We start from the raw sequence: 25640 nt of genomic DNA, 5'->3' as shown, positions 1-25640 counted from the left end.
CCGCCCCACCCAGACAAAGAGACTCACACATCATGATGAGAAAGCTTGTTGCTTCCCTCGCCCTGGGCCTCGCGGTCCTGGGCTTCGCGGGAACCGCGATCGCGCAGGACGCGGCTTCGGCGCCTGTGGCCGCCGTCGCTGCGGACGCTTCCGCCCCGGCCGCAGCGCCTGCCGCGGCCGCCTCTGAAGCCGCCCCGGCCGCCTCCGAGGCCGCCGCGCCGGCCCCCGTGCCCAACAAGGGCGACACCGCCTGGATGATGGTCTCCACCCTGCTGGTCATCATGATGACCGTGCCGGGCCTGGCCCTGTTCTACGGCGGTCTGGTGCGCAGCAAGAACATGCTGTCGGTGCTGATGCAGGTGATGGTCACCTTCTCGCTGATCGTCGTGCTGTGGGCCATCTACGGCTACAGCCTGGCGTTCACGGAAGGCAATGCCTTCATCGGCGGCTTCGACCGGCTGTTCATGAAGGGCATCTGGGACAACGTCGCTGGCACCTTCGCCAACGGCGCCACCTTCAGCAAGGGTGTCTACATCCCCGAGATCGTGTTCGCCGCCTTCCAGGCCACCTTCGCCGGCATCACCTGCGCACTGATCGTGGGCTCCTTCGCCGAGCGCATGAAGTTCTCGGCCGTGCTGCTGTTCATGGCCCTGTGGTTCACCTTCAGCTACGCGCCGATCGCCCACATGGTCTGGTTCTGGATGGGCCCTGACGCCTACACCGACGCAGGCGTGGTGGATGCCATGAACGCCAAGGCCGGCTACATCTGGCAGCTCGGCGCCCTGGACTTCGCCGGCGGTACCGTGGTGCACATCAACGCCGCCGTGGCCGGCCTGGTCGGCGCCATCATGATCGGCAAGCGCATCGGCTACGGCAAGGAGTCGATGGCCCCGCACAGCCTGACGCTGACGATGGTGGGTTCCGCCCTGCTGTGGGTGGGCTGGTTCGGCTTCAACGCCGGCTCCGCCCTGGAAGCCAACGGCTTCGCCGCCCTGGCCTTCATGAACACCTTCGTGGCCACCGCCGCCGCCGTGCTGTCCTGGTCGCTGGGTGAAGCGCTGCACAAGGGCAAGGCCTCGATGCTGGGTGCCGCCTCCGGCGCCGTCGCCGGCCTGGTGGCCATCACCCCGGCCGCCGGCAACGTCGGCATCGGCGGTGCGCTGATCATCGGCCTGCTCGCCGGCTTCATCTGCCTGTGGGGCGTGACCGGTCTGAAGAAGATCATCGGCGCGGACGACACCCTGGACGTCTTCGGCGTGCACGGCGTGGGCGGCATCCTGGGTGCCCTGCTGACCGGCGTGTTCAACTCGCCGGCCCTGGGCGGCCCCAGCGCCGTGGGCGACTGGGTCACGGCCACCACCGTCACCCCGGATGCCTACAGCATCGCCAGCCAGGTGCTGATCCAGGCCAAGGCCGTGGGCATCACCGTCGTCTGGTCGGCCGTGGTCTCGGTGATCGCCTACAAGATCGTCGACCTGGTCATCGGCCTGCGCGTGCCGGAAGACGAAGAACGCGAAGGTCTGGACATCACCTCCCACGGCGAAACCGCCTACAACAAGTGATGTCCCGGGGGCCACGGCCCCCGATCCAGGATCAAGATTCAGTTTCGGAGCGAGTTGGGGACTGCCTGCGGGCAGTCCTTTTTTTTTGCCCGCCCGCCGGGTCACTTGCATTCCGGCATGGCATCCCCATCTGCCAGAATTCCGTCTCCACTCTGGCGCCTCTCCTATGGTCCCCCACCTCGTCACCGCACTGACCGGCCCCATCAACGAGCTCGAGCAGCGGATCCTGGAGTCCATGCCGGCCATCGAGCGCTGGTTCCGCCTGGAATGGATGGAGCACACACCGCCCTTCTACACCTCGGTGGACATCCGCAACGCCGGCTACAAGCTCGCGCCGGTGGACACCAACCTCTTCCCGGGCGGCTTCAACAACCTCACGCCCGAGATGCTGCCGCTGGCCGTGCAGGCGGCGATGGCGGCCATCGAGAAGATCTGCCCCGAGGCCAAGAACCTGCTGCTGATCCCCGAGAAGCACACCCGCAACATGTTCTACCTGATGAACGTGCAGCGGCTGATCGAGATCTTCGGCCTGGCCGGCCTGAACGTGCGCCTGGGCACGCTGGACGAGAGCATCACCGAGCCCACCCGGCTGCAGCTGCCCGACGGCAGCGAGCTGACGCTGGAGCCGCTGCTGCGCACCCCGCGCCGCCTGGGCCTGAAGGATTTCGACCCCTGCACCATCCTGCTGAACAACGACCTGTCGGCCGGCATCCCTGACGTGCTGAAGAACCTGCACGAGCAGTACCTGCTGCCGCCGCTGCACGCCGGCTGGGCGGTGCGCCGCAAGAGCCAGCATTTCGACAGCTACGAGGAAGTGGCCAAGAAGTTCGCCAAGCTGCTGGGCATGGACCCCTGGCTGATCAACCCCATGTCGGCCCAGGTGGGCGAGGTGGACTGGCAGGAAGGCACCGGGCTGGACCGCGTGCAGACCCAGGTCGATGCGCTGCTGACCAAGATCCGGCGCAAGCACAAGGAATACGGCATCAACGAGAAGCCCTTCGTCGTCGTCAAGGCCGACAACGGCACCTACGGCATGGGCATCATGACGGTGCGCGACGCCAAGGAACTGGAAGACGTCAGCCGCCGCACCCGCAACAAGATGGGCGTGGTCAAGGACGGCCAGACCGTCTCCCAGCTGATCATCCAGGAGGGCGTGCCCACCTACGAGCGGGTCAACGAGGCCGTGGCCGAGCCGGTGGTCTACATGATCGACCGCTATGTGGTGGGCGGCTTCTACCGGGTGCATGCCGACCGCGGCATCGACGAGAACCTCAACGCCCCGGGGGCCAGCTTCGTGCCCCTGGCCTTCTCCGAAAGCCACCACCTGCCCAAGCCGGGCATGCGCCCCGGCGCCAGCGCGCCCAACCGCTTCTACATGTACGGCGTGATCGGCCGCCTGGCGATGCTGGCGGCTTCTTACGAACTGGAAGCCACCGACCCGGACGCCGAAGTCTACGAGTGATCGACGGCCGCGGTCGCGTCACCGGCCAGACGTGCCAGCAGCCGCTCGGGTTGACCTGCCTCTGCCAAGGGCAGGATCCAGTCCGTGCGGCCCAACGCCCTCAGACGCCGGGCCTGCGCGCCCAGATCGAACACCGCGACCGGATGCCCTGAGCGCAGCGCGGCGCTGAGGACGTAGCAGTAGGTTTCCGGCCAGATCGATGGAATCAGGATCAGATCCGGTGCCTCGCTCGCGATGAGCGCCTGCAGTTCAGCGTCATCGTAGCGACCAAGCACCTGCACTCCAGCCGAGCGCAGGCCCTCGTCATCGCTGGAATGCCCCAGCAGCGTAAAGCGCATGTCCCGGCCCTGCGCCTGAGCCAGCAGGGCCAACTGGCGCAGCACGTTCAAACCCTTGATCTGGCTGAGTGCGCCGATCACCAGCACCCGGCGCACCACGCCCTGAGGCGGGACCTTGGGAGCCGAAGCATCGATCGCCGCTTCGTGGGGCACAGCCTCCACATGCAGCCCAGGCAGATAGCGGATCAGCCGCTGAACCACATCGAGATCCGGCGCCACCACCCGGCGGGCGGCACGCAGCAACCCGCCGTGGCGGAGTCGCCATTCCTGGATCGAACCGACAGCGGCAGACAGGCCATCCGAGGCCAGACAGCGGTTGCAAGCGGCCTCGTCGGGTTCGGCACAGTAGACACCATCCGGACCGACCAGATTGATCCGCGGACACACCAGATGGTAGTCGTGCACGGTGATTTCGAGCGGCACCCCCTGGGCCTCACAGATACCCGGCAGGACCTCGGCCAATGCTGGGGGCAGGTCGGCCAGGTGGTGGACCTGCACGGATTGCAAGGGCAACTCCCCCAGCACCTCTGACAGGCTGGGCGAGCCGTCGGCCCCATGCGTCAGGGGCAGCGCCAGCAGATTGGGATAGTCGCCGACTTCAGGTGCACGCAGGGCCACCCGGTCTGTCTCGGACGAAGGCCGCAGCCACAACACCTGCAGGCCACGAGACCTCAACCCGGCGGCCACCTCTTCCTCATGGCGCGCCGTGCCGCCGCCACGGTCGTGGCTGATCATCAACACCACGCCGGCCCCGCCCAGATCCTGGCGCAGACGGGCCAGATCCAGGACCACGCGACGGGGCTGCAATGGATCGCGCTTGATCCAGTCGTCGATCTGCCGCTGATAGTCCGGAAAGCGTTCCAGCAGCAGTGCCAGTGCAGCCTGAACCCGACTGTCTGCTTCCGACTTGAAGGACACCGAGCCCTGGTGCAGCACATAGACGTCCGCAGCCGCGACATGAATCCAACCGGCCGCCGCGGCGCGACGGCACCAGTCGTTCTCTTCGCCGTACCCTCGGCCATAGCGCTCCGCGTCGAACAGGCCGATCTGGTCCAGACAGGCGCGCCGCAGGAACATGCAGAAGCCCATGGCCGTGGGCACCTCGATCCGCCGGCCGCGGTTGCAAGAGGCGGCCAGCCGATCCAGCACCTCGCCCTGCAGCGCCACGGCATCCTGGTTGTTGAACTGGGAACGGGGATAACTGAAGATCGTCGCGTTGTTGGACAGCGGTGTCACCGACGCGATGCGTGCGTCCTGGCCGGCATGGCGGCAGATGCGGTCGAGCCAATCGCCATGCACCTGGGCGTCGGCATTGAGCAGAAGCACGTCCCGGTCGGGATGCAAGGCCATGCCCTTGTTCACACTGCGAACGAACCCCAGATTCTGCTCATTCACCAACAGTTCGATCAGCCCCATCCCGGCCAGCTCACGCAGCATGGCACTGAGGGCTGGTTCGGGACTGGCGTCATCGATGACCACCACGGCAATGTCTTCGCGTCCCCCGGCGGCCAGCACTGACCAGAGGCAGCGCAGGCTCTCTTGGGCCCCGGCATAGATCGGGATGACGACGTCCAGGGCAATCGCGCGACGAGGATCGGGCTTCGGCAACGCCTGCCAAGGGACCGGGTCCAGATAGTCCCGTCCATCCAGGGTGGTCGGCACCATCCAGGGCAGGCGCCCCTGATCCGGCAGGGGCGCCTCCTCGGGCAGGCCGTCCAGCAGATAACGCAGCACCGGGTGACCGCGCAGCGGACTGGCCTCGCGCGCCAGGCGCTGCGCCAGTGCCTGGCCCTGGAGCGAGTTCGCCACGAACCCATCCCGGGGAAGGCGCCCTTCCTCCCAGCCCAAATGAACGAAGTGGTGCAGAGGATCCTGCCCGCTCCGGCGAACATCCCCATAGCGACGCAGATAGGCCCCGGCATCAAACCAGGGCGAGGTACTCAACCCTTCGAAGCGTCCCCACAGACCGTAGTGCAGCAGCCGGTTGACTCCCGGATGGCGACGGCCCGGCAGCTGGCCGGTGTAGTGACGTGGATCCAGCAGGGCATGTGGCACCAGCGAGCGTGCGTCGCCCACGGTCACATAGTGGCGCAGCGCGGAGATGCCCGGGTGCGACGCGGGGGGCACCTGCTGTTCGTACAGCGCGGCATCGAACAGCCCCAGTGCCTTCGTGAGCGCGATCTCGGTCCGCAGTGCCTGGCCTGCCCGCCGCGGCGACCGTTGCAGCCAGGTCAGCCAAGCCAGTGCCAATCGGGCAGGCCAGCGCCGCTGAAGCCAACGTCCCAGCCACCCTCGCGGTGCCTGCACCGCCAGCATCGTGACACTGGTTGCCGCTGCGCTCTCGGTCATCTGCGCCAGCCAGTCCTGCACGCCGGCCGTGTTCGCCAGTTGCGCCGCCGCTTGCTGACGGTCTCGGCCCAGAGACGGCCACAAGCCCGCGTGCAGAAGATGCTCCAGGGCCAGCAACCCTTGTCGCGTCCGCTCACGGGCGTCGGCCAAGCGGGCGGCCGCGTCGAAGTCGGCCGCCAGCTGTTGGCGCACCAGGGTCACGCTCCCCCCCCAGGGCTTACCGTCCAACAGGACCTGACACGCCAGATCCTGCCCCGGCTCTGCCCGGCGCCACAAGGCGCCCGGCAGTTCCAGCTCAAAGCCGATCTTCTCCTCGGGCCAGGCCAAGGCATGACTCACGTCCTGACGCGACAGCCGGCGCACCGGGGCTGGCACCGGGACGCCCTCGCAAGCCAGGGACAGCACATGGCGCGCCGTGGGCAGATCAGCCAGCCATCCGACGATGCAGAGCCCTCGCACGCCCTCACACAGGCCGAGGGGCGTGGGGTGAGGGGACTGGGCGATCTGTGTGAGCCCACACTTCTCGATGAGATCTTGATGTGCGCGAAAGTTGGCCTGCCACGCGGCCCGCGCTTGCACAGGCTCTTCGAGCAGCCGCCGGGCCAGCCAGCGCTGCAAGGAGGTCGGATCGGGCGTCCAGAGGGCAACCGGCTGTCGTTGGCCATCCACAAAGAACTCCACAACCCCTCGCCCGGAGGCCACCTGGGGCCAGATTTTTGGTGGAAGGTCGCACACCCACCCCAGTGCGACCTGCTCGCCAGTCGCTTGGCAGACATCCTCGCGCCAGAGACGACGCCACACAGCATCGACTGGCTGCCCATCCAGCCGAACGGCCAGGACCTCCCTGCCGGGGTGCTTCGGGTTCAGCGCCCATCCCTGCGCACCCGGCCCGTCAAAGAGTTCAGCTTGAAAGCGTATGGCGCGCAGGTCGGGGGCAGACATCACAGAGGAACGTGGTGCAAAGAGGCGGATGCCAGCTTCGGAAGCGAGGATTGTGCCGCGGGCAGCGCCCCAGCCCGCACGGATGGGCTGGACAGACCCGCCAGGGCCGGGCGCAAAATAGGGGTTTCTCCAACGAGTGCCCACCTTTGAGTTCTCATACCCCTGCCCCCCGGACACCGGCAGCCCTGGCCACCCTGACACTGGCGGCACTCGGCGTGGTCTACGGAGACATCGGTACCAGCCCGCTCTATGCGCTGAAAGAGGTGTTTCACGCCGGCCACGTGCCGGCCTCGGACGAGAACATCCTCGGGGTGCTCAGCCTCATCTTCTGGACGATGACCATCATCGTCTCGCTGAAGTACGTGCTGCTGATCCTGCGGGCCGACAACAACGGCGAAGGTGGCCTGATCGCCATGCTGGCCCTGGCCACCACCGCGGTGAAGGAGCGGCCACTGCTGCGCCGCATCCTGATGGTGGTGGGCCTCTTCGGCACCGCCATCTTCTACGGTGACGGCGTCATCACGCCCGCCATCTCGGTGCTGTCCGCGGTCGAGGGCCTGGAAGTGGCGGCACCGGCCATGCACGCGGTGATCATCCCTGTCACGCTGCTGGTGCTCACCGCGCTGTTCGCCGTCCAGCGCTTCGGCACCGGCGGCATCGGCAAGTTCTTCGGGCCGATCACCCTCATCTGGTTCTTCGCCCTGATCGCGCTGGGGCTGCCCCACATCGTCGAGAACCCGGCCGTGCTGGTGGCGTTGAACCCGCTGTACGCCATCGGCTTCTTCCTCGAACAGCCCCTGGTGGCCTTCATCGCCCTGGGCGCGGTGGTGCTGTGCGTGACCGGCGGCGAGGCCCTCTACGCCGACATGGGCCATTTCGGACGCCTGCCCATCCGCATTGCCTGGTATGGCCTGGTGATGCCGGCCCTGGTGGTGAACTACTTCGGCCAGGGGGCTGTCCTGCTGGGCAACCCCGAGGCCATCGACAACCCCTTCTTCCTGATGGCCCCGCAGTGGGCCCGGCTGCCGCTGGTGTTCCTGTCCACCGCGGCCACGGTCATTGCCTCGCAGGCCCTGATCTCGGCCGCCTTCTCGGTCACCAAGCAGGCCATCCAGTTGGGCATCCTGCCGCGCATGACGATCCGCCACACCTCGGTCAAGGACACGGGGCAGATCTACGTGCCCTTCGTGAACTGGGGCCTGTACGTCTTCATCGTGCTGGCGGTTGCGCTGTTCAAGTCTTCCTCCAACCTGGCCTCGGCCTATGGCATTGCGGTCACGCTGGACATGACCATCACCACGGTGATGACCTTTTACGTGATCCGCTACGGCTGGGGCTACCCGCTGGCCCTGTGCCTGCTGGCCACCGGCTTCTTCTTCACGATCGACATCACCTTCTTCCTCTCCAACCTGCTCAAGCTGATCGCTGGCGGCTGGTTCCCGCTGGTCATCGGCTCGGGCATGTTCATGCTGATGCTGACCTGGAAGCAGGGCCGGCAGATCATGCGCGAGCAGGTCCGCAACGACGCCATCCGGCTCGAGGGCTTCCTGGATGCGGTCTTCATCAACCCGCCCACCCGGGTGCCCGGCACCGCGGTGTTCCTGGTGTCCGAGGAAGACCTGGTGCCCAACGCCCTGATGCACAACCTCAAACACAACAAGGTGCTGCACGAACACAACCTGTTCGTGACCGTGCGCCACCACGAGGTGCCCTGGATCGGCTTCGACAAGCGCCTCTCTTTGCATTCACTGGGCCATGACTGCTGGCAGGTGACCGTCAACTTCGGCTTCAAGAACGACCCGGATCTGCCCGAGGCCATCAAGCTGCTCAAGGACCGCGGCGTGCCGCTGGACGACATGGACACCAGCTACTTCCTCTCGCGCGAGACGGTGGTACCCACCCGCGGCGCAGGCATGGCGATGTGGCGCGAGAAGCTGTTCGCCAGCATGCACCGCAACGCCACCGACATGGCCGACTTCCTGAACCTGCCCACCAACCGCATCGTCGAGCTGGGTGCCAAGGTCGAGATCTGACCGTTCCCCGCCCGCTGAGCCGATGCCTTCGTTCTGGAAAGATGTCTCGCTGTCGGCCGTGGTGGCCGGTTTCGTCGCGGTGCTGGTGGGCTTCACCAGTTCCATCGCCATCATCTTCGCGGCCGCCCAGGCGGTGGGAGCCGACACGGCGCAGACGGCCAGCTGGATCTGGGCTCTGGGGCTGGGCACCGGCCTGACCAGCCTGGGCCTGTCGCTGTGGACCCGCCAGCCGGTGCTGACCGCCTGGTCCACGCCCGGCGCGGCGCTGATCGCGGCCTCCCAGGGCATCGCCCTGCCGGACGCTGTAGGCGCCTTCCTCGTCTGCGCCGGGCTGATCCTGCTGGTCAGCGTCACCGGCTGGTTCGAGAAGCTGATGGACCGCATCCCGATGGCGATTGCGGCCGCCCTGCTGGCCGGTGTGCTGACGCGTTTCGCGCTGGATGCCACCCTGGCCGCGCACACCCAACCGCTGCTGATCGTGGGCATGACCGTGGCTTTCCTGGCCGGGCGCCGCTGGTGGCCGCGCTATGCCGTGCCAGGCGTGCTGCTGGCCGGCATCGTGCTGGCCGCGGCCCAAGGCCTGCTGCACCCGGGCACGGTCGATGGGGGGCTGGCCCACCCCGTCTGGGTCTCGCCGCAGTTCAGCCTGCATGCGGTGGTGGGTCTGGGTCTGCCCCTCTTCGTCGTGACCATGGCCTCGCAGAACCTGCCCGGCGTGGCGGCCCAGCGGGCCGCCGGCTACAGCATTCCGGTGTCGCCCACGGTCGGCGCCACCGGTCTGGCCTCGCTGGTGCTGGCGCCCTTCGGCGGCTTTGCCCTGAACCTGGCCGCCATCACGGCGGCCATCTGCATGGGCCGGGAGGCCCACGAGCAGCCTGAGCGGCGCTACACCGCCTCGGCCGCCGCCGGCGTGTTCTACATCGCCGTGGGGCTGGCGGGGGGCGCCGTGGCGGGCCTGCTGGGGGCCTTCCCCAAGGAACTGGTCATCGGCATCGCCGGCCTGGCCCTCCTGGGCACCATCGGTGGGGGCCTGGCCAGCGCCCTGCAGCAGGAGCGCCACCGTGACGCCGCGCTGCTGACCTATGTGGTCACGCTCTCAGGCCTGTCGATCGCCGGCATCGGCTCGGCGTTCTGGGGCGTGCTGACCGGCGGCCTGGCCTTGCTGGCCAGCCAGCGCCGGCACTGAACGCCCGCCCGCGGCGGGGAAGAGATCAGTAGGACCCGCTGCTGCTGCTGTCGGCCGCCCCGTTGTTGACCCGCAGCGCACCGTTCTGCACGGTCACATGGGTGCCCACCGGCACGCTCTGGGCCTGCGTCACGGTCTGGCGGCTGCCGTCTTCCATGCGCACGGAGATCCGGTAATCCACCGTCGAGCGCACATCGCGCTCGATCTGGTGGCCCAGCAGCGCACCACCGATGGCGCCGATGATGCGGGAGTTCTTGCCGAACTGGTTGCCCACCACCCCGCCGACGACACCGCCGGCCACCGCGCCCATGCCGGTGCCGTGGCCCTTGTGCTTTTCTTCCTGCACGGATTCCACCACCCCGCAGTTGGTGCACACCGCCTTGACCGGCGGCGCGGGTGGCGCCTGCACCGTGGTGACCGGCGCGGACGATGTCGGGGCTTCGGCCACGGCCGCCGGGGTGTGCGTCTTGCTCACTGGCTTGTGGGTGGCCTTGTGGACGGGCGCCGGCGGCGCCACCGGGGAGGCGACCTGAGCCACCACCGGCGCAGAGGCCACGCTGGCGATGGAGGCCGCCGCGCTGGCCGGCAGAGTCATCACGGCCGAAGCCACCGGCTCGGGCTGCGGCACCACCGCCGGGGTGGACACCTTCTGCCACACCAGGGCCCCTGCGGCGGCGGCAAACACCCCTGCGGCCAACCCGGCCCCCACCAGCAGGGCCGGCGAGGTACCACGGGTCGGCGCCATGCCGGACGCCGGGTTGGAAGAGGAAGCAAGCGGAGCGTTCATGACGTGTCCTGTGAAATGGATCGGGTCGCTGTCGAGATGTAACGCGGCGCCTGCCGCTTCCGCTGACCGAGCCCACCCCAACTCGTGAGCAAACGTGACACCCCGCCCCCGGCACGGCCGGCGGCTTCGGGGCACACTGGCGTTTTCTGACTGTGACCCCGCGCCATGAGAATCCTGTTCGTTGCCGACCCCCTGTCCACCTTCAAGACGCACAAGGACTCGACCTTCGCGATGATGCGCGAGGCCGCCCGGCGCGGCCACAGCCTGCACCACTGCGGGCCCGAAGACCTGTCCTGGGTCACTGGCGGGAAAGTCAGCGCCCACACACAGGCCCTCACCCTGACCGGCCGATCGGGCGCGGGCGTGAAGGACTGGTACACCGTGGCGGGTGAGGCCACCGAGGCGCTGGCCGCCTTCGACGCGGTCATCATGCGCAAGGACCCGCCCTTCGACAGCGAATACTTCTACGCCACCCACCTGCTGGGCCGGGCCGAGGCCGAGGGCGCGCGGGTCTTCAACTCGCCCCAGGCGCTGCGCGACCACCCGGAAAAGCTCGCCATCCTCGAGTTCCCGCAGTTCACCTCGCCCACCCTGGTCACCCGCAGCGCGGCGGCCATCCGCGCCTTCCACGCCGAGCACCGCGACATCATCCTCAAGCCCCTGGACGGCATGGGCGGCATGGGCATCTTCCGCGTGCGCGAGGACGGTCTGAACCTGGGCAGCATCATCGAGACGCTCAACCGCGACGGCGCGCAGACGGTGATGGTGCAGCGCTACGTGCCCGAGATCGTGCAGGGCGACAAGCGGGTGCTGGTGATCGGTGGCCAGCCGGTGCCCTACTGCCTGGCCCGCATCCCCCAGGGCAGCGAGATCCGCGGCAACCTGGCGGCCGGCGGCAAGGGCGTGGCCCAGCCCCTGTCGGACAGCGACCGCGCCATCGCCGAGGCCCTGGGCCCGGTGCTGGCCGCCCGCGGCCTGCTGCTGGTGGGCCTGGACGTGATCGGCGACCGCCTCACCGAGATCAACGTCACCAGCCCCACCTGCTTCCAGGAGATCACCGACCAGACCGGCTTCGACGTGGCGGCCTGCTTCATCGACGCACTGGAAGCTGCCGTGGCCGCCCGCTGAGCCGCGCTGCCGCCCCGGTGGCTGCGGCGCGGGAGACAATCGCCCCATGGCATTGCTCTCCCTCACCCAAGCCCACCTCGCCTTCGGCCATGTGCCCTTGCTCGACGGGGCGGACCTCTCGCTGGACCACGGCGAACGCATCGGCCTGATCGGCCGCAACGGCGCCGGCAAGAGCTCGCTGCTGAAGATCCTGGCCGGGCTGGAAAAGCCCGACGACGGCCTGCTGCAGGTGCAGGGCGGCGTACGGCGCGAATACGTGCCGCAGGAACCCTTTCTGCAGCCGGGCGCGACCGTCTTCCAGGTCGTCAGCGAAGGCGTGGCCGAGGCCAAGGCCCTGCGCGAGCGCTTCGAGAACCACGCCCCCGGCGAAGACCTGGACGCCCTGCAGACCCGGCTGGAGGCCCTGGACGGCTGGAACTGGGAACAGCGGGTGGACGAGGCCCTGCAGCGCCTGGAGCTGGACCCGCAGGCCCCGGTCGATTCCCTCTCCGGTGGCTGGCGCAAGCGCGTGGCCCTGGCCCGCGCCCTGGTGGCCGCGCCGGACGTGCTGCTGCTGGACGAGCCCACCAACCACCTGGACCTGGACGCCATCGACTGGCTGGCCGGCCTCTTGAACAACTTCCGCGGCGCCCTGCTGCTGATCACCCATGACCGCGCCTTCCTGGACGCGGTGACCACCCGCATCATCGAGCTGGACCGCGGCCAGCTGCGCAGTTACCCCGGCAACTTCGCCGCCTTCGAGGCCGCCAAGCAGCGCGAGCTGGAGGCCGAAGCCCTGCAGAACGCCCGCGCCGACAAGCTGCTGGCCCAGGAGGAGGTCTGGATCCGCAAGGGCGTGGAGGCCCGACGCACCCGCAGCGTCGCCCGCATCGCCCGGCTGGAGAAGCTGCGCGAAACCCGCGCCGCACGGCGCGACGTGGTGGGCAAGGTGCGGCTGGACCTGGACACCGGCGCGGCCAGCGGCAAGATCGTCGCGGAGCTGCAGCACGTCAGCAAGGCCTATGGCGACAAGGTCATCGTGCGCGACTTCTCCACCACCGTGCTGCGCGGGGACAAGATCGGCCTGATCGGCCCCAATGGCGCCGGCAAGACCACGCTGCTCAAGCTGATCCTGGGCCAGTTGGCCCCCGACAGCGGCACGGTGCGCCAGGGCAGTCGTGTCGAGGTGGCCTACTTCGACCAGATGCGCGAGGTGCTCAACCCCGAGGCCACGCTGGCCGACACCATCAGCCCCGGCAGCGAGTGGATCGAGATCGGCAACCAGCGCAAGCACGTGATGAGCTACCTGGGCGACTTCCTGTTCTCGCCGGCCCGGGCCCACTCGCCGGTCAAGAGCCTGTCGGGCGGCGAGCGCAACCGCCTGCTGCTGGCCCGGCTGTTCGCCCGCCCGGCCAATGTGCTGGTGCTGGACGAGCCGACCAACGACCTCGACATCGAGACGCTGGAGATGCTCGAGGAGCTGCTGCAGGACTACGACGGTACCGTCTTCCTGGTCAGCCACGACCGGCGCTTCGTCGACAACGTGGTGACCAGCACCCTGGTGGCCGAAGGCGACGGCCTGTGGCGCGAATACGAGGGCGGCATCAGCGACTGGCAGGCCCAGTCGGCCCGCAGCGCGGCTGCGCAGGACGCTGCCCAGAAGGCCGCGGCCAAGGCAGCCGCCAAGGCCGAGCCCGCGACCACGCCTGTGGCTGCACCGGCGGCAGCCCCCGCACCGACCGAGGCCAAGCGCAAGCTCAGCTACAAGGAGCAGCGCGAGTTCGACGAACTGCCCGGCAAGATCGAGGCCCTGGAGATGGAGCAGGCCGAGCTGGGCGCCCTGCTGGCCGACAGCGATTTCTACACCCGGGCCCCGCAGCGGGTGGCCGAGGTGACCCAGCGCCACGCACAGATCGAGGAGGAACTCATGGCCCTGCTCGAACGCTGGGAGGCACTGGGCCAGCGGGCCTGAACCGCGCCGGATCAGTCCTTTTTGTAGGTCTCGTGGCAGGCCTTGCAGGACTTGCCGACTTCACCCGCGGCAGCCTTGATCTGATCGAGGTTGCCGGCCCGGGCAGCGGTGTCCAGCTTGGCCACGTTGTCGATCAGCAGCTGGGCACCGGACTTGAACTTGTCGGGCTGGCTCCAGACCTCGGGCTTGGCCTCGGTGTTGCCCACGTTGGAGCCGGCAGGGAAGGCGTCCCAGGGCAGCTTGGCGATCACGCTCAGCACCTCGGCATTGGCCTGGGCGGCCTTGGCGTCGAAGGGCACCTTGCCCTGGGCCATGGCGTTGATGCGGCCGAAGTGGGTGGCCATCAGCTTGAAGGCCGACTCGCGGTACTTGACCGCATCGGCCGGCTTGGCGAACTGGGCGGCCGCGGGGAAGGCCGCGAACAGGGCCAGGGTGGCTGCAGTGATGGCGACGGCTTTTTTCATGCATTTCCTCCAGGTGGGTGGGCCGCGACAGGCCCGTGGAACAACCAGCATAGCGTCCCGCGACACGCCGGGGACGTCCCCCAGTGTAGGCAAGCCCTCCAGGCGCCGCGTGTGCTGCCGCAGACCCGGGTGTGCCGACACGCGGTATGGTTCGCATCCTGACCCGACACCGCTGCAGGAGTTCCCCATGTCCGCCACGCCCCCTCGCAACACCCCGGCCGCCACCGCCCCGGTCCGCGTCTGGGATCTGCCCACCCGGCTGTTCCACTGGGGCCTGCTGGCGGTCGTGGTGGCCTTGTTCGTGAGCGGCAAGGTGGGCGGCAATGCCATGGATTGGCATGTCCGCCTGGGCCTGGGCGCCGGCGTGCTGGTGGTGTTCCGCCTGGCCTGGGGGCTGGTGGGCGGACGCTGGTCGCGCTTTGCCAGCTTCGTGAAGGGGCCGGTCACCGTCTGGCGCTACCTGCGGGGGCAGTTGCCGGTGCCGGCCGGCCACAACCCGTTGGGGGCCCTGTCGGTGCTGGCCCTGCTGGCCGTGCTGGCCCTGCAGGTGGCCACCGGCCTGGTGGCCGACGACGAGATCGCCACCGTCGGCCCCCTGAATGCCCTGGTGCCGGAAGACTGGGCCAGCTGGGGCACCCGCTGGCACAAGGGTCCGGGCCAGACGCTGCTGCTGGTGCTGGTGGGTCTGCATGTGGCGGCCATCCTGTTCCACCGCCTGGTGAAGAGGCACGACCTGGTGCGGCCGATGCTGACCGGAGACCAGGCCCTGCCGGCGGACACCCCGCCCAGCCGCGACAGCGCCCTGACCCGCCTGGCAGCCCTGGGGCTGCTGGGCCTGTGTGCGGCCGGCGCGGTGTGGGTATCCCGCCTGGGCGGCTGAGCCCCCTTCGGCACGCTGCCGCTAGACTGTCGGTCCCGCGACTTCGCCCGAAGGCGATGGACACCCCCGAGATTCAGCTGCTGCCCCCCATCGGAGAAGCGGCCCTGGACCAGGTCCGGGTCATCTTCACCGAGTACGCCCAGACCCTGGGCGTGGACCTGGCGTTCCAGGATTTCGAGGCCGAGCTGGCCGCCCTGCCCGGCGACTACGCCCCACCGCACGGCCAGCTGCTGCTGGCCTATGTCGATGGGGCGCTGGCCGGCTGCGGCGCCTTCCGCCCGCTGGCCGATGTGGACTACGCCAATGCCTGCGAGATGAAGCGGCTGTTCGTGCGCCGGGCCTTCCGCCGCTTCGGCCTGGGCCGGCTGCTGGCCCAGGCGCTGATGGACCAGGCCACCCAGGCCGGCTATTCGGCCATGCTGCTGGACACGCTGGACGACATGGAGGCCGCGCGCGGGCTCTACACCTCGCTGGGCTTCGAAGAGATCCCGCCCTACTACTTCAACCCCCTGCCCGGCGCCCACTACCTGAAGGCCGAGCTGGGCTGAGCCGGCTCAGGCCACCGGCGGCGGCGCGGCGGCGGACTTGGCCGCCAGTTCGGCGCGCAGGCGCTTCAAGCGGTCCTTGGGGTCCTCGCGGCCGGCGGCCTCGTGCAGCTTCATCTCGGCGATGAAGCGGCTGGGGATGCCTGCGATGGTCTCGCGCCCCTTCTTGCGCCGGCGCAGCGTGCTGACCACCAGCGAGCGCTGGGCGCGCGTGATGCCCACGTACATCAGGCGGCGCTCCTCCTGCAGCCGCTCGGGCGTCATCTGCTCCTCGTCGGCCTTGAAGGGCAGCAGGCCCTCGTTGACGCCGGCCAGGATGACGTGCGGCCATTCCAGGCCCTTGCTGGCGTGCAGCGTGGTCAGCACCACCTGGTCCTGGTCCTCGTCGCGCTCGGCCAGGCTCAGGATCACGCTGATGCTCTGGGCCACCTCGAGCACGCTCTTCTTCTCGGTCTCGAAGGTGCCGCCTTCCTGCAGGATCTGGCCGCCGCAGCGCTTGGCCACCCAGTCCACGAAGTCCAGCACATTGCTCCAGCGCGCCTGGGCCACCTTCTCGCTGTCCTCGTGCTCGAAGAGGTGCTTCTCGTAGTCGATGTCCTTGAGCCACTCGATCAGCAACTTCTTGGCGTCCTCGCCGCCCACGGTGTGGCGGGCCTTGTACTCCAGGTCGTTCACGTAGCGGCCGAACTCGTGCAGCGAGCCGATGGCCTTGGCCGAGAGCTTGGCCGACAGGCTCTGCGCGAACAGGGCCTCGTACATGGACATCTTCCACTGGGCCGAGAACTCGCCCAGCGCACCCAGCGTCTGGTGGCCGATGCCGCGCTTGGGCGTGGTCACCGCGCGCAGGAAGGCCGGGTCGTCGTCCTGGTTCACCAGGAGGCGCAGCCAGGCGCACAGGTCCTTGATCTCGGCCTTGTCGAAGAAGCTCTGGCCGCCGGAAACCTTGTAGGGGATCTGGGCCATGCGCAATTTCTGCTCGAAGATGCGGGCCTGGTGGTTGGCGCGGTAGAGGATGGCGAAGTCGGCGAACTTGATGCGCGGGTCCTGCGCCCGCAGGGCCTGGATGCGGGTGACGGCCCGCTCGGCCTCGTGTTCCTCGCCATCGCATTCGGCCACGCGCACCGGCTCGCCCTCGCCCAGGTCGCTCCAGAGCTTCTTGGGAAAGAGCTTGGGGTTCAGGCCGATCACCTCGTTGGCCGCGCGCAGGATGGCGCTGGTGGAGCGGTAGTTCTGCTCCAGCGGAATGACCTTCAGGCTGGGAAACTCCTCGGGCAGGCGCTTCAGGTTCTCGATCGTCGCGCCGCGCCAGCCGTAGATGCTCTGGTCGTCATCGCCCACCGCGGTGAACAGACCGCGCTTGCGCTCGTCGGGGTGGTCCACCAGGGCCTTGAGCAGCTCGTACTGCACGGCGTTGGTGTCCTGGTACTCGTCCACCAGCACATGGCCGAACTGGTCCTGCCACTTGGCACGGGCCTCGTCGTTCGTCTGCAGCAGCTTGAGCGGCAGGCTGATCAGGTCGTCGAAGTCCACCGCCTGGTAGGCCGCCAGCCGCTCCTCGTAGAGCCGCATCACCTTGGCCGCCACCAGCTCGTTGTCGTCCTTGGCCACCGAGGGCGCGGTGCTGCTGTTGATGCCCTGGTTCTTCCACAGGCTGATCGTCCACTGCCACTGGCGGGCGATCTTGTTGTCGGTGCAGCTGCCGGCATCGCGCAGCACGCCCAGCACGTCGTCGGCGTCCAGGATGGAGAACTGCTCCTTCAGCCCCAGCTTGGTGCCGTCCTCGCGCAGCATGCGCACGCCCAGCGAGTGGAAGGTGCTGATCGCCAGGTCCTTGGCCGCGCGCGGCCCCACCAGCGACTGCGCCCGCTCGCGCATTTCGCGCGCGGCCTTGTTGGTGAAGGTGATGGCCGCGATCTGCTTGGGCCTCAGGCCCTCCTGCAGCAAGCGCGCGATCTTGTGGGTGATCACCCGCGTCTTGCCCGAGCCCGCACCGGCCAGCACCAGGCAGGGACCTCGCAGGTAGTTCACCGCCTCCATCTGGGCGGGGTTGAGGGTGGAGGGACCGTTTGCAGACATGGTGGGAACAGGCTCGGGGCGGCGATGATAGACAAGGGTGCGGCACCGTGCCGCCGCCGGGGTTTCAGATGGACAGCGGGTCGACGTCGATGGCCCAGCGGGCCAGGCCGCGGTGGGCCGCGCGCAGGGCATGCAAGCCCGGGACCCAGTCGGCCAGCAGGCGCTGCAGGGCGCCGCGGTGGCCGGCCTCCAGCAGCATCTGGCGCCGCTCCAGCCCGGCCACCTTGGCGATCTGCGGCGGCACCGGGGCGTAAAGCATCACCGGCGGCTCGCCGTGCTCGGCCAGCCAGGCCCGGGCGGTTTCACGGGCGGCGCGCAGAAAGGCCTCGGCCACGGCCGGGTCGCGGGCCTCGGCCCGCAGCAGGGCCAGGTGGCTGAAGGGCGGCAGGCCGGCCATCTCGCGTTCGTCCAGCTGGCTGGCCGCGAAGGCGGCGTAGTCGTGCTGGCGCAGCGCGGCGAACAGGGCGTGGCCGGGCGTCCAGGTCTGGATCCACATCTCGCTGCGCGCCGCGGCCTCGGCGTCGCGGCCGGCCCGGCCGGCGGCCTGCATCAGCGAGGAGAACAGGCGCTCGGGCGCGCGGAAGTCCGCCGCGTAGAGTGCGCTGTCGGGGTTGACCGCGGCCACCAGGGTCACGTTGCGGAAATCGTGGCCCTTGGTGATCATCTGCGTGCCCACCAGCACATCCACCTCGCCGGCATGCACGGCGGCGAGCTGCTGCTCCAGGCTGCCCTTCAGGCGCGTGGTGTCGGCGTCGATGCGGGCCACGCGGGCCGGGCTGCCGTCCGGACGCTGCACGCCTTCGAGCAGGGCCACCATCTGCTCCTCCAGGCGCTCGGTGCCGCGGCCCATGGGCTCGATGTCCAGGTTGCCGCAGTCCGGGCAGGCGGTGGGCACCCGTTCGGTGAAGCCGCAGTGGTGGCAGCGCAGCGTGCGGTCGCCCTTGTGGAAGACGCGCCAGGCGCTGCAATGCGGGCAGCCACTCTTCCAGCCGCAGGCCGCGCAGTGCAGCACCGGCGCGAAGCCGCGCCGGTTCAGGAACAGCAGGCTCTGCTCGCCGCGGCTGACCCGCTCTTGCACGGCGGCCAGCACCGGCGGGCACAGCGGCGGCGGCTCTCGCCCCTGCGGCGGCTTGGGCTGCTGGGCCATGTCCACCACCCGCACCTTGGGCAGCTCGCCCTGCCCCACCCGGTGCGGCATGGCCAGCAGCTGGTAGCGGCCGGTGCGGGCCTGCTGCCAGCTTTCCAGCGAGGGCGTGGCCGAGCCCAGCAGCACGGGCACCTTTTCCAGCCGGCCGCGGTAGACGGCCAGGTCGCGCGCCGAGTAGCGGGCGCCGTCCTGCTGCTTGTAGCTGGGGTCGTGCTCCTCGTCGACCACGATCAGGCCCAGGCGCGGCAGCGGGCAGAAGACGGCCAGCCGGGTGCCCAGCACCAGGTCGGCATGGCCCAGGTGGGCGCCCAGCCAGTTCAGGAGGCGCTGCGCCGGCGTGAGGCCACTGTGCAGCGACACCAGGCGCCGGCCCGGGAAGCGCTCGGCAAAGCGGGCCTCCAGCTGCGGCGTGAGATTGATCTCGGGCACCAGCACCAGGGCCTGCTTGCCGGCCGCCAGCGCGGCCTCGGCGGCACGCAGATAGACCTCGGTCTTGCCACTGCCGGTGACGCCGTGCAGCAGCTGGCAGGTGGGCGTCTCGGCCGCGAACTGGGCCGCAATGGCCTCCAGCACCGTGGCCTGGTCCGGCATCAACGGGGGGCGTTCGGGCTCGGGCAGCGGCGCCGGAGGGGCGGCCTCCACGGCCGCGGCGGCCCGCCGACGCTTCTTGGGCACGGCCTCGCCCTCGGGCGCCGGCAGCCCCCACTGGCGGCGCAGGCGGGCCAGGCGCTTGGCCAGGGCGGTGTCGTCGAGCTTGCGCAGCTCCGGCGGCAGCACCGACAGCGCCACCTCGCCGAGGGCGCGCTGATAGTAGCGCGCGGTGAACTCGACCAGACGCAGCCAGGCTTCGCCCAGCGGCGGCAGGCAGGCCAGCGCCTCGCCCACCGGGCGCAAGGTCACGCCCGGGTCCTGGGGGACGTCCTCGGACACCTGCTCCCAGACCAGGCCCAGGGTGTCGCGCCGGCCCAGCGGCACGCGCAGCAGACTGCCCGGCGGCACGGCCTGCGCCGACAGGTAGTGCAGCACATCGCCCAGGGCGGCGTACTGCGGTGCATCGACCGCCACGCCCAGGCGCATCAAGCCAAGCCTTTCTTGTCGCAGCGCGTCAGCCAGCGGGACTTTCGATGAGGAATCGGCGCCAAGTTCATGATTGAAAAGCGCTTTTCCACTTGCTCATATTTCTGTGGATAACTTTGTGCGAAACCCGCACTTGCCACGCTGCCGCGGCCAAGGGCACTCGGGATATCCCCATCCTTCACTGGACGGAGACTCATCCGAAAAGCCATTTCAAAACAACCACTTGGGACATGTCGCCTGAGAAATTCCCGACGATCGCCCCCCGCAGCGCAGCAAGATGTTCGCTGCGCCGGAGGTGGGGATAAGTCAAGCACTGAGCAAGCACTCACCCCACCAACTTGGGGCGTCATCTCACACGGGTTTGTCCTGACGCAAACGCCGTGAGGCACCGTTTTCAGGCAGCAGACGCCCGCAAGGTGCGCGAATGGGCGTGCACCGCCTCCACCAACGCGGCCACATGCTCCGGCGGGGTGAACTGGCTGATGCCATGCCCCAGGTTGAAGATGTGGCCGTCCCAGCCACCGTCGGCGCGCTGCGGGCGGCCGAAGCTGTCCAGCAGCCGCCTGGCCTGGGCCTGCACAGCCGCGGGCGGGGCGAACAGGATGGTGGGATCCAGGTTGCCCTGCAGGGCCACCCGGTCGCCCACGGCCGCACGGGCCCGGCCCAGGTTGACCGTCCAGTCCAGGCCGACCACATCGGCCCCGGTGTCGGCGATGTCCTCCAGCCACAGGCCGCCGCCCTTGGTGAAGACGATGACCGGGATGCGCTGGCCGTCCTTCTCGCGTCGCAGCTGCTGCACCACGCGCCTGGTGTAGGCCAGCGAGAAGTCCTGGAAGTCGCCATCGGCCAGCACGCCACCCCAGCTGTCGAAGACCATCACCGCCTGGGCACCGGCCTCGATCTGGGTGTTGAGGTAGAGCGCCACGGCGTCGGCATTGACCTGGAGGATGCGGTGCATCAGGTCGGGGCGGCTGTAGAGCAGGGTCTTGACCTGGCGGTAGTCGTCCGAGCCACCACCCTCGACCATGTAGCAGGCCAGTGTCCAGGGGCTGCCGGAGAAACCGATCAGCGGCACGCGGCCGTTCAGGGCCTTGCGAATGGAGGTGACGGCGTCGAAGACGTAGCGCAGCTTGTCCATGTCCGGCACGGCCAGGGCGTTCACCGCGGCTTCGTCGCGCACCACCTGGGCGAAGCGTGGGCCCTCGCCCTGCTGGAAGGACAGACCCAGGCCCATGGCATCGGGCACGGTCAGGATGTCCGAGAACAGGATGGCGGCGTCCAGCGGATAGCGCTCCAGCGGCTGCAGCGTCACCTCGGTGGCGTAGTCCACGTTCGTGGCCAGGCCCATGAAGCTGCCGGCCTTGGCGCGGGTGGCACAGTATTCCGGCAGGTAGCGTCCAGCCTGGCGCATCAGCCAAACGGGGGTGTGGGTCGTGGGCTGGCGCAGACAGGCGCGCAGGAAGGTGTCGTTTTGCAGCGGTGCGAACATGGTGTGATTATCCCCGCCGGCCCCGCTTGAAGCGCTGGGCTTCGCCCCCATTTGCTGAAACGTTTGCCCGCCATCATGGGCATGCCTGCACACGAGGAGAACTGCTGCGATGAACACCCGCCGTCTTGGAGCCGCCGCCCTGCTGCTGGCCGCCAGCCTGAGCCTGTCGGGCTGCGGCTACAACGAATTTCAGCGCCAGGACGAGGCCGTCAAGGCCAGTTGGTCCGAGGTGCTGAACCAGTACCAGCGCCGAGCCGATCTGGTGCCCAATCTGGTGGCCACCGTCAAGGGCGAGGCCAACTTCGAGCAGGAGACCCTCACCAAGGTGGTGGAGGCCCGCGCCAAGGCCACCTCGATCCAGGCCACGCCCGAGCTGATCAACGACCCGCAGGCCTTCCAGAAATTCCAGGCCGCCCAGGGCGAGCTCAGCAGCGCGCTGAGCCGCCTGCTGGTGGTCAGCGAGAACTACCCCAATCTGAAGGCCAACCAGGGCTTTCAGGACCTGCGGGTGCAGCTGGAGGGCACCGAGAACCGCATCACCGTGGCGCGCAACCGCTACATCAAGACGGTGGCCGACTACAACACGCTGGCGCGCAGCTTCCCGACGAACCTGACGGCCATGGTCTTCCACTACGAGGTGAAGCCCAACTTCACGGTGGAGAACGAGAAGGCGCTGGCCGAGCCGCCGAAGGTGGACTTCGGCGCGGCCCCGGCGGCGTCGCGCTGAGCCCGCCATGCAAGCGGCATCTGCCCTGCGGCGCCCCGCCCGGCCCTGGCTGCACGGGCTGTGGCTGGCCACCGTGATGCTGCTGGCGGCCCTGGGCTGGGGCGTGACACCGGCCCGGGCCCAATCCACCGGCCTGCCCATCCCGGCGCTCACCGCCCGGGTGATGGACCAGACCGGGACCCTGACCGCCCCCCAGACACAGGCCCTGGAAGGCAAGCTGGCGGGGCTGGAGCAGTCCACCGGTAGCCAGGTGGTGGTGCTGATCGTGCCCACCACGGCACCGGAGGACATCGCGGCCTACGGCTGGCGCGTGGCCGACCAGTGGAAGATCGGCCGCAAGGACGTCGGCGACGGCGTGCTGTTGCTGGTGGCCAAGCAGGACCGCACGGTGCGCATCGAGGTGGCCAAGACCTTGGAAGGGGCGATCCCCGACCTGGCCGCCAGCCAGATCATCCAGGGCAGCCTCGTGCCGGCCTTCCGCCAGGGCGACTACGCCGGGGGCCTCAATGCCGCGGTCGATCAGCTCGCCGCGCGGATCCGCGGCGAGGCCCTGCCCGCCCCGGCGGCGCGTCCCGCCCGGAACACCGGAAACGACTGGCAGGGCCTGGGCTTGTTCTTCTTTGTCGGCGTGCCCATCCTCGGCTCCATCCTGTCGGGCCTGCTGGGCCGCCGCACCGGCGCCCTGCTGACCGGCCTGGGTGCCGGCACGCTGGCCGGCTGGCTGGCCACGAGTTGGCTGCTGGGCCTGGGCGCGGGCGTCGTGGCCTGGATCCTGGTGGGCGTGATGGGCAGCGGCGGGCGCGGTGGCGGCTCCGGCGGCCCGCCCATCATCTGGGGCGGCGGGGGCGGTGGTGGCTCCTGGGGCGGTGGCGGAGGCGGTGGAGGCTTCTCCTCCGGCGGCGGCGGCGACTTCGGTGGCGGCGGCGCCTCGGGGCGGTGGTGAAATGAACCACGCCACCTTGGGATCCCGCCTGCGCCGTGCCTGGCGCCACTTCTGGCTGGATGAGCGGGACAGCCGGCGCGCCCTGCCCCCCGCGGCGCTCCAGCGGCTGACGGCCCTGGTGCAGGCCAGCGAAGCGCGCCACCGCGGCCAGATCCGCCTGTGCGTGGAGGCCAGCCTGCCGATGGCTGCGGCCTGGGCCGGCGTCGCGCCGCGCCAGCGCGCGCTGGAGTGCTTTGGCCAGCTGGGCGTGTGGGACACCGAGGACAACGTCGGCGTGCTGATCTACGTGCTGCTGGCCGATCGCGCGGTGGAGATCGTGGCAGACCGCGGCCTGCGGCATCACGTTCCGGAGGCGCGCTGGCAGGCGCTGGCCCAGGGGCTGGGCCAGGCCTTCGCCCAGGGCCAGGTCGAGGCCGGGCTGACGACGGCGCTGGCCGAGGTGGACCGGCTGCTGTGTGCGGGCTTTGCGCGCGCCGAAGGCTCGCCCCGATCCAACGAGCTGCCCGACACCCCGGTGCTGCGCTGAAAAACAAAACCCGCCGGCTCCGCGAGGAGGCGACGGGTTCTTCCGGGCCCACCGGCAGACCGGCGGGCGGAGATGGATCAGCGGGTCTTGCGCAGCTTCTGGATGGCGGCCAGCTGAGCCGCCATGACGGCGAACTCGCTCTGGGCTCGCGCGAAGTCGATGTCGCTCTTGGCGGTCTTCATCGCTTCCTCGGCCAGCTTCTTCGCTTCGTTGGCCTTGGCCTCATCGAGGTCATGGCCGCGGATCGCGGTGTCCGCCAGCACGGTCACGCAGTGCGGTTGCACTTCCAGGATGCCACCGGCCACGAAGACGAACTCTTCCTGACCGTTGTCAGCCCGCTCGATGCGCACCGCGCCCGGCTTGATGCGGGTGATCAGCGGGGTGTGCTGCGGCAGGATGCCCAGCTCGCCCGCCTCGCCCGGCAGCGCGACGAACTTCGCCTCGCCCGAGAAGATGTTCTCTTCGGCGGAGACGACGTCGACGTGAATGGTTGCCATGGTCGGGTCCTTTGACTTGAAGATGGTTCAGCAGACAGAAGGCGGCTGGCGGGTGGGGCTCACCCGCGCGGCCGCGCCTCGGCTTACTGCATCTTCTTGGCCTTCTCGAAGGCCTCGTCGATGGTGCCGACCATGTAGAAGGCCTGCTCGGGCAGGTGATCGCATTCGCCGGCGACGATCATCTTGAAGCCGCGGATGGTTTCCTTCAGCGGCACGTACTTGCCCGGCGAGCCGGTGAACACTTCGGCCACGTGGAAGGGCTGCGACAGGAAACGCTGGATCTTCCGGGCACGGGCCACGGCCAGCTTGTCTTCCGGCGACAGTTCGTCCATGCCCAGGATGGCGATGATGTCGCGCAGTTCCTTGTAGCGCTGCAGGGTGGCCTGCACGGCACGGGTGGTGCTGTAGTGCTCTTCGCCGATGACGTTCGGGTCAATCTGACGCGAGGTCGAGTCCAGCGGGTCCACGGCGGGGTAGATACCCAGCGAGGCGATGTCACGCGACAGCACCACGGTGGCGTCCAAGTGGGCGAAGGTGGTGGCGGGCGACGGGTCGGTCAGGTCATCCGCCGGCACGTACACGGCCTGGATCGAGGTGATCGAGCCGACCTTGGTCGACGTGATCCGCTCTTGCAGACGGCCCATTTCCTCGGCCAGCGTCGGCTGGTAGCCCACGGCGGAAGGCATGCGGCCCAGCAGCGCGGACACTTCGGTACCGGCCAGGGTGTAGCGGTAGATGTTGTCCACGAAGAACAGCACGTCGCGGCCTTCGTCGCGGAACGACTCGGCGATGGTCAGGCCGGTCAGGGCCACGCGCAGACGGTTGCCCGGCGGCTCGTTCATCTGGCCGTAGACCATGGACACCTTGGACTCGCCCAGGTTCTCCAGGTTCACGACGCCGGAATCGGCCATCTCGTGATAGAAGTCGTTGCCCTCACGGGTCCGCTCGCCCACACCCGCGAACACCGACAGACCGCTGTGGGCCTTGGCGATGTTGTTGATGAGCTCCATCATGTTCACGGTCTTGCCCACGCCGGCACCACCGAACAGACCCACCTTGCCGCCCTTGGCGAACGGGCAGATCAGGTCGATCACCTTGATGCCGGTTTCCAGCAGCTCTTGCGACGGGCTCAGCTCGTCGTAGGCCGGGGCCTTGCGATGGATCGAGGCGGTCAGGTCTTGCGACACCTCACCACGCTCGTCGATGGGGTTGCCCAGCACGTCCATGATGCGGCCCAGGGTGGCCTTGCCCACGGGCACGGTGATGGGGTTGCCGGTGTTGTAGACCACCGAGCCGCGGCGCAGGCCGTCGGAGGAGCCCAGCGCGATGGTACGCACCACGCCGTCGCCCAGCTGCTGCTGCACTTCCAGCGTCAGCGCCGAGCCGTCCATCTTCAGGGCGTCGTACACCTTGGGCATCTGGTCGCGCGGGAATTCCACGTCCACCACGGCGCCGATGCACTGAACGATCTTGCCTTGGGCTTGAGAGTTCGACATTTTTCGGTCCTTCAATCTTGATTCGCTGTATTCGA

At 69.0% G+C, this 25640-nt stretch carries 19 protein-coding genes; 11 read left to right on the top strand and 8 right to left on the bottom strand.

Going from position 1 to position 25640, the window contains the following annotated elements:
- Positions 1-35 precede the first annotated feature (35 nt).
- A complete protein-coding gene (locus tag LRM40_RS02030; RefSeq protein ID WP_151124094.1) occupies positions 36-1562 on the top strand; it encodes an ammonium transporter in 1527 nt (508 codons plus the stop codon).
- Between the two features lie 166 nt (positions 1563-1728).
- A complete protein-coding gene (gshA, locus tag LRM40_RS02025) occupies positions 1729-3024 on the top strand; it encodes a glutamate--cysteine ligase (protein ID WP_151124093.1) in 1296 nt (431 codons plus the stop codon).
- Here gshA and LRM40_RS02020 read toward each other — a convergent pair.
- A complete protein-coding gene (locus LRM40_RS02020) occupies positions 3015-6653 on the bottom strand; it encodes a glycosyltransferase (RefSeq protein ID WP_151124092.1) in 3639 nt (1212 codons plus the stop codon). The genes gshA and LRM40_RS02020 overlap by 10 nt on opposite strands.
- 146 nt (positions 6654-6799) lie before the next feature.
- On the opposite strand from LRM40_RS02020, the gene LRM40_RS02015 reads away from it, so the two are divergent.
- Entirely contained in the window at positions 6800-8686 is a 1887-nt protein-coding gene (locus LRM40_RS02015; protein WP_151124091.1) for a potassium transporter Kup, read from the top strand.
- Positions 8687-8708: 22 nt separating this feature from the next.
- Positions 8709-9872: a benzoate/H(+) symporter BenE family transporter gene (locus LRM40_RS02010; RefSeq protein WP_151124090.1), complete on the top strand. Its 1164-nt coding sequence runs from the start codon at positions 8709-8711 to the stop codon at positions 9870-9872.
- Positions 9873-9897: 25 nt separating this feature from the next.
- Here the strand turns inward: LRM40_RS02010 and LRM40_RS02005 are convergent, their stop codons facing one another.
- Positions 9898-10659 carry a glycine zipper 2TM domain-containing protein gene (locus LRM40_RS02005; RefSeq protein WP_151124089.1) on the bottom strand — a complete coding sequence of 254 codons (762 nt, stop codon included), beginning with the start codon at positions 10657-10659 and terminating at the stop codon, positions 9898-9900.
- A 165-nt stretch (positions 10660-10824) separates the two neighbouring features.
- Here LRM40_RS02005 and gshB point away from each other — a divergent pair, with 165 nt between their 5' ends.
- Both gshB and LRM40_RS01995 read left to right on the top strand, forming a co-directional pair.
- The gene (gene gshB / locus LRM40_RS02000) at positions 10825-11787 is read left to right on the top strand and encodes a glutathione synthase (RefSeq protein WP_151124088.1); all 963 of its coding nucleotides are present in this window, start codon (positions 10825-10827) and stop codon (positions 11785-11787) included.
- Positions 11788-11833: 46 nt separating this feature from the next.
- Positions 11834-13738 (top strand): ATP-binding cassette domain-containing protein, encoded by a 1905-nt coding sequence (locus LRM40_RS01995; RefSeq protein ID WP_151124087.1) that lies wholly within the window; start codon positions 11834-11836, stop codon positions 13736-13738.
- Between the two features lie 11 nt (positions 13739-13749).
- On the opposite strand, the gene LRM40_RS01990 is transcribed toward LRM40_RS01995, so the two are convergent.
- Positions 13750-14202 (bottom strand): c-type cytochrome, encoded by a 453-nt coding sequence (locus tag LRM40_RS01990; RefSeq protein ID WP_151124086.1) that lies wholly within the window; start codon positions 14200-14202, stop codon positions 13750-13752.
- A 187-nt stretch (positions 14203-14389) separates the two neighbouring features.
- Here LRM40_RS01990 and LRM40_RS01985 point away from each other — a divergent pair, with 187 nt between their 5' ends.
- Together LRM40_RS01985 and LRM40_RS01980 are read left to right on the top strand one after the other, a co-directional pair.
- Complete coding sequence (locus LRM40_RS01985) at positions 14390-15082, top strand: cytochrome b/b6 domain-containing protein (protein ID WP_151124085.1); 693 nt, start codon at positions 14390-14392, stop codon at positions 15080-15082.
- Between the two features lie 56 nt (positions 15083-15138).
- A complete protein-coding gene (locus LRM40_RS01980) occupies positions 15139-15630 on the top strand; it encodes a GNAT family N-acetyltransferase (RefSeq protein ID WP_151124084.1) in 492 nt (163 codons plus the stop codon).
- Positions 15631-15636: 6 nt separating this feature from the next.
- On the opposite strand, the gene LRM40_RS01975 is transcribed toward LRM40_RS01980, so the two are convergent.
- The 3 genes from LRM40_RS01975 to hemE all read right to left on the bottom strand — a co-directional run bounded on the left by LRM40_RS01975 (position 15637) and on the right by hemE (position 21416).
- A complete protein-coding gene (locus LRM40_RS01975) occupies positions 15637-17703 on the bottom strand; it encodes an ATP-dependent helicase (protein WP_151124083.1) in 2067 nt (688 codons plus the stop codon).
- Positions 17704-17767: 64 nt separating this feature from the next.
- Entirely contained in the window at positions 17768-19927 is a 2160-nt protein-coding gene (gene priA, locus LRM40_RS01970; protein WP_151124082.1) for a replication restart helicase PriA, read from the bottom strand.
- 394 nt (positions 19928-20321) lie between these two features.
- Positions 20322-21416, bottom strand: coding sequence for a uroporphyrinogen decarboxylase (hemE, locus tag LRM40_RS01965; protein ID WP_151124081.1), 1095 nt, complete (start codon positions 21414-21416; stop codon positions 20322-20324).
- Between the two features lie 109 nt (positions 21417-21525).
- Between hemE and LRM40_RS01960 the strand changes: the two genes are divergently transcribed.
- Genes LRM40_RS01960 through LRM40_RS01950 form a run of 3 tightly spaced genes read left to right on the top strand, consistent with a single transcriptional unit; the run spans position 21526 to position 23612 of the window.
- On the top strand, positions 21526-22143 hold the full coding sequence (locus LRM40_RS01960; RefSeq protein WP_151124080.1) for a LemA family protein: 618 nt from the start codon (positions 21526-21528) through the stop codon (positions 22141-22143).
- Positions 22144-22150: 7 nt separating this feature from the next.
- Positions 22151-23086: a TPM domain-containing protein gene (locus tag LRM40_RS01955; RefSeq protein ID WP_375138568.1), complete on the top strand. Its 936-nt coding sequence runs from the start codon at positions 22151-22153 to the stop codon at positions 23084-23086.
- A 1-nt stretch (position 23087) separates the two neighbouring features.
- A complete protein-coding gene (locus LRM40_RS01950; RefSeq protein WP_151124079.1) occupies positions 23088-23612 on the top strand; it encodes a TPM domain-containing protein in 525 nt (174 codons plus the stop codon).
- Positions 23613-23689: 77 nt separating this feature from the next.
- Here the strand turns inward: LRM40_RS01950 and LRM40_RS01945 are convergent, their stop codons facing one another.
- Positions 23690-24109, bottom strand: a complete 420-nt coding sequence (locus LRM40_RS01945) for a F0F1 ATP synthase subunit epsilon (protein WP_022979946.1) — start codon at positions 24107-24109, stop codon at positions 23690-23692.
- A gap of 83 nt (positions 24110-24192) precedes the next feature.
- The gene (gene atpD / locus LRM40_RS01940) at positions 24193-25605 is read right to left on the bottom strand and encodes a F0F1 ATP synthase subunit beta (RefSeq protein ID WP_151124078.1); all 1413 of its coding nucleotides are present in this window, start codon (positions 25603-25605) and stop codon (positions 24193-24195) included.
- Positions 25606-25640 lie beyond the last annotated feature (35 nt).

Origin of the sequence: Ideonella dechloratans, assembly GCF_021049305.1 — a bacterium.
GTDB lineage: Bacteria > Pseudomonadota > Gammaproteobacteria > Burkholderiales > Burkholderiaceae_C > Ideonella > Ideonella dechloratans.
This window is presented reverse-complemented; position numbering and strand designations above follow the sequence as displayed.

Bases quoted from the DNA above. Each gene is read 5' to 3' on its own strand.
- LRM40_RS02030 (WP_151124094.1), top strand. From the start codon at position 36: ATGAGAAAGCTTGTTGCTTCCCTCGCCCTGGGCCTCGCGGTCCTGGGC.
- gshA (WP_151124093.1), top strand. From the start codon at position 1,729: ATGGTCCCCCACCTCGTCACCGCACTGACCGGCCCCATCAACGAGCTC.
- LRM40_RS02020 (WP_151124092.1), bottom strand. From the start codon at position 6,653: ATGTCTGCCCCCGACCTGCGCGCCATACGCTTTCAAGCTGAACTCTTT.
- LRM40_RS02010 (WP_151124090.1), top strand. From the start codon at position 8,709: ATGCCTTCGTTCTGGAAAGATGTCTCGCTGTCGGCCGTGGTGGCCGGT.
- LRM40_RS02005 (WP_151124089.1), bottom strand. From the start codon at position 10,659: ATGAACGCTCCGCTTGCTTCCTCTTCCAACCCGGCGTCCGGCATGGCG.
- gshB (WP_151124088.1), top strand. From the start codon at position 10,825: ATGAGAATCCTGTTCGTTGCCGACCCCCTGTCCACCTTCAAGACGCAC.
- LRM40_RS01995 (WP_151124087.1), top strand. From the start codon at position 11,834: ATGGCATTGCTCTCCCTCACCCAAGCCCACCTCGCCTTCGGCCATGTG.
- LRM40_RS01990 (WP_151124086.1), bottom strand. From the start codon at position 14,202: ATGAAAAAAGCCGTCGCCATCACTGCAGCCACCCTGGCCCTGTTCGCG.
- LRM40_RS01985 (WP_151124085.1), top strand. From the start codon at position 14,390: ATGTCCGCCACGCCCCCTCGCAACACCCCGGCCGCCACCGCCCCGGTC.
- LRM40_RS01980 (WP_151124084.1), top strand. From the start codon at position 15,139: ATGGACACCCCCGAGATTCAGCTGCTGCCCCCCATCGGAGAAGCGGCC.
- LRM40_RS01975 (WP_151124083.1), bottom strand. From the start codon at position 17,703: ATGTCTGCAAACGGTCCCTCCACCCTCAACCCCGCCCAGATGGAGGCG.
- priA (WP_151124082.1), bottom strand. From the start codon at position 19,927: ATGCGCCTGGGCGTGGCGGTCGATGCACCGCAGTACGCCGCCCTGGGC.
- hemE (WP_151124081.1), bottom strand. From the start codon at position 21,416: ATGTTCGCACCGCTGCAAAACGACACCTTCCTGCGCGCCTGTCTGCGC.
- LRM40_RS01960 (WP_151124080.1), top strand. From the start codon at position 21,526: ATGAACACCCGCCGTCTTGGAGCCGCCGCCCTGCTGCTGGCCGCCAGC.
- LRM40_RS01955 (WP_375138568.1), top strand. From the start codon at position 22,151: ATGCAAGCGGCATCTGCCCTGCGGCGCCCCGCCCGGCCCTGGCTGCAC.
- LRM40_RS01950 (WP_151124079.1), top strand. From the start codon at position 23,088: ATGAACCACGCCACCTTGGGATCCCGCCTGCGCCGTGCCTGGCGCCAC.
- LRM40_RS01945 (WP_022979946.1), bottom strand. From the start codon at position 24,109: ATGGCAACCATTCACGTCGACGTCGTCTCCGCCGAAGAGAACATCTTC.
- atpD (WP_151124078.1), bottom strand. From the start codon at position 25,605: ATGTCGAACTCTCAAGCCCAAGGCAAGATCGTTCAGTGCATCGGCGCC.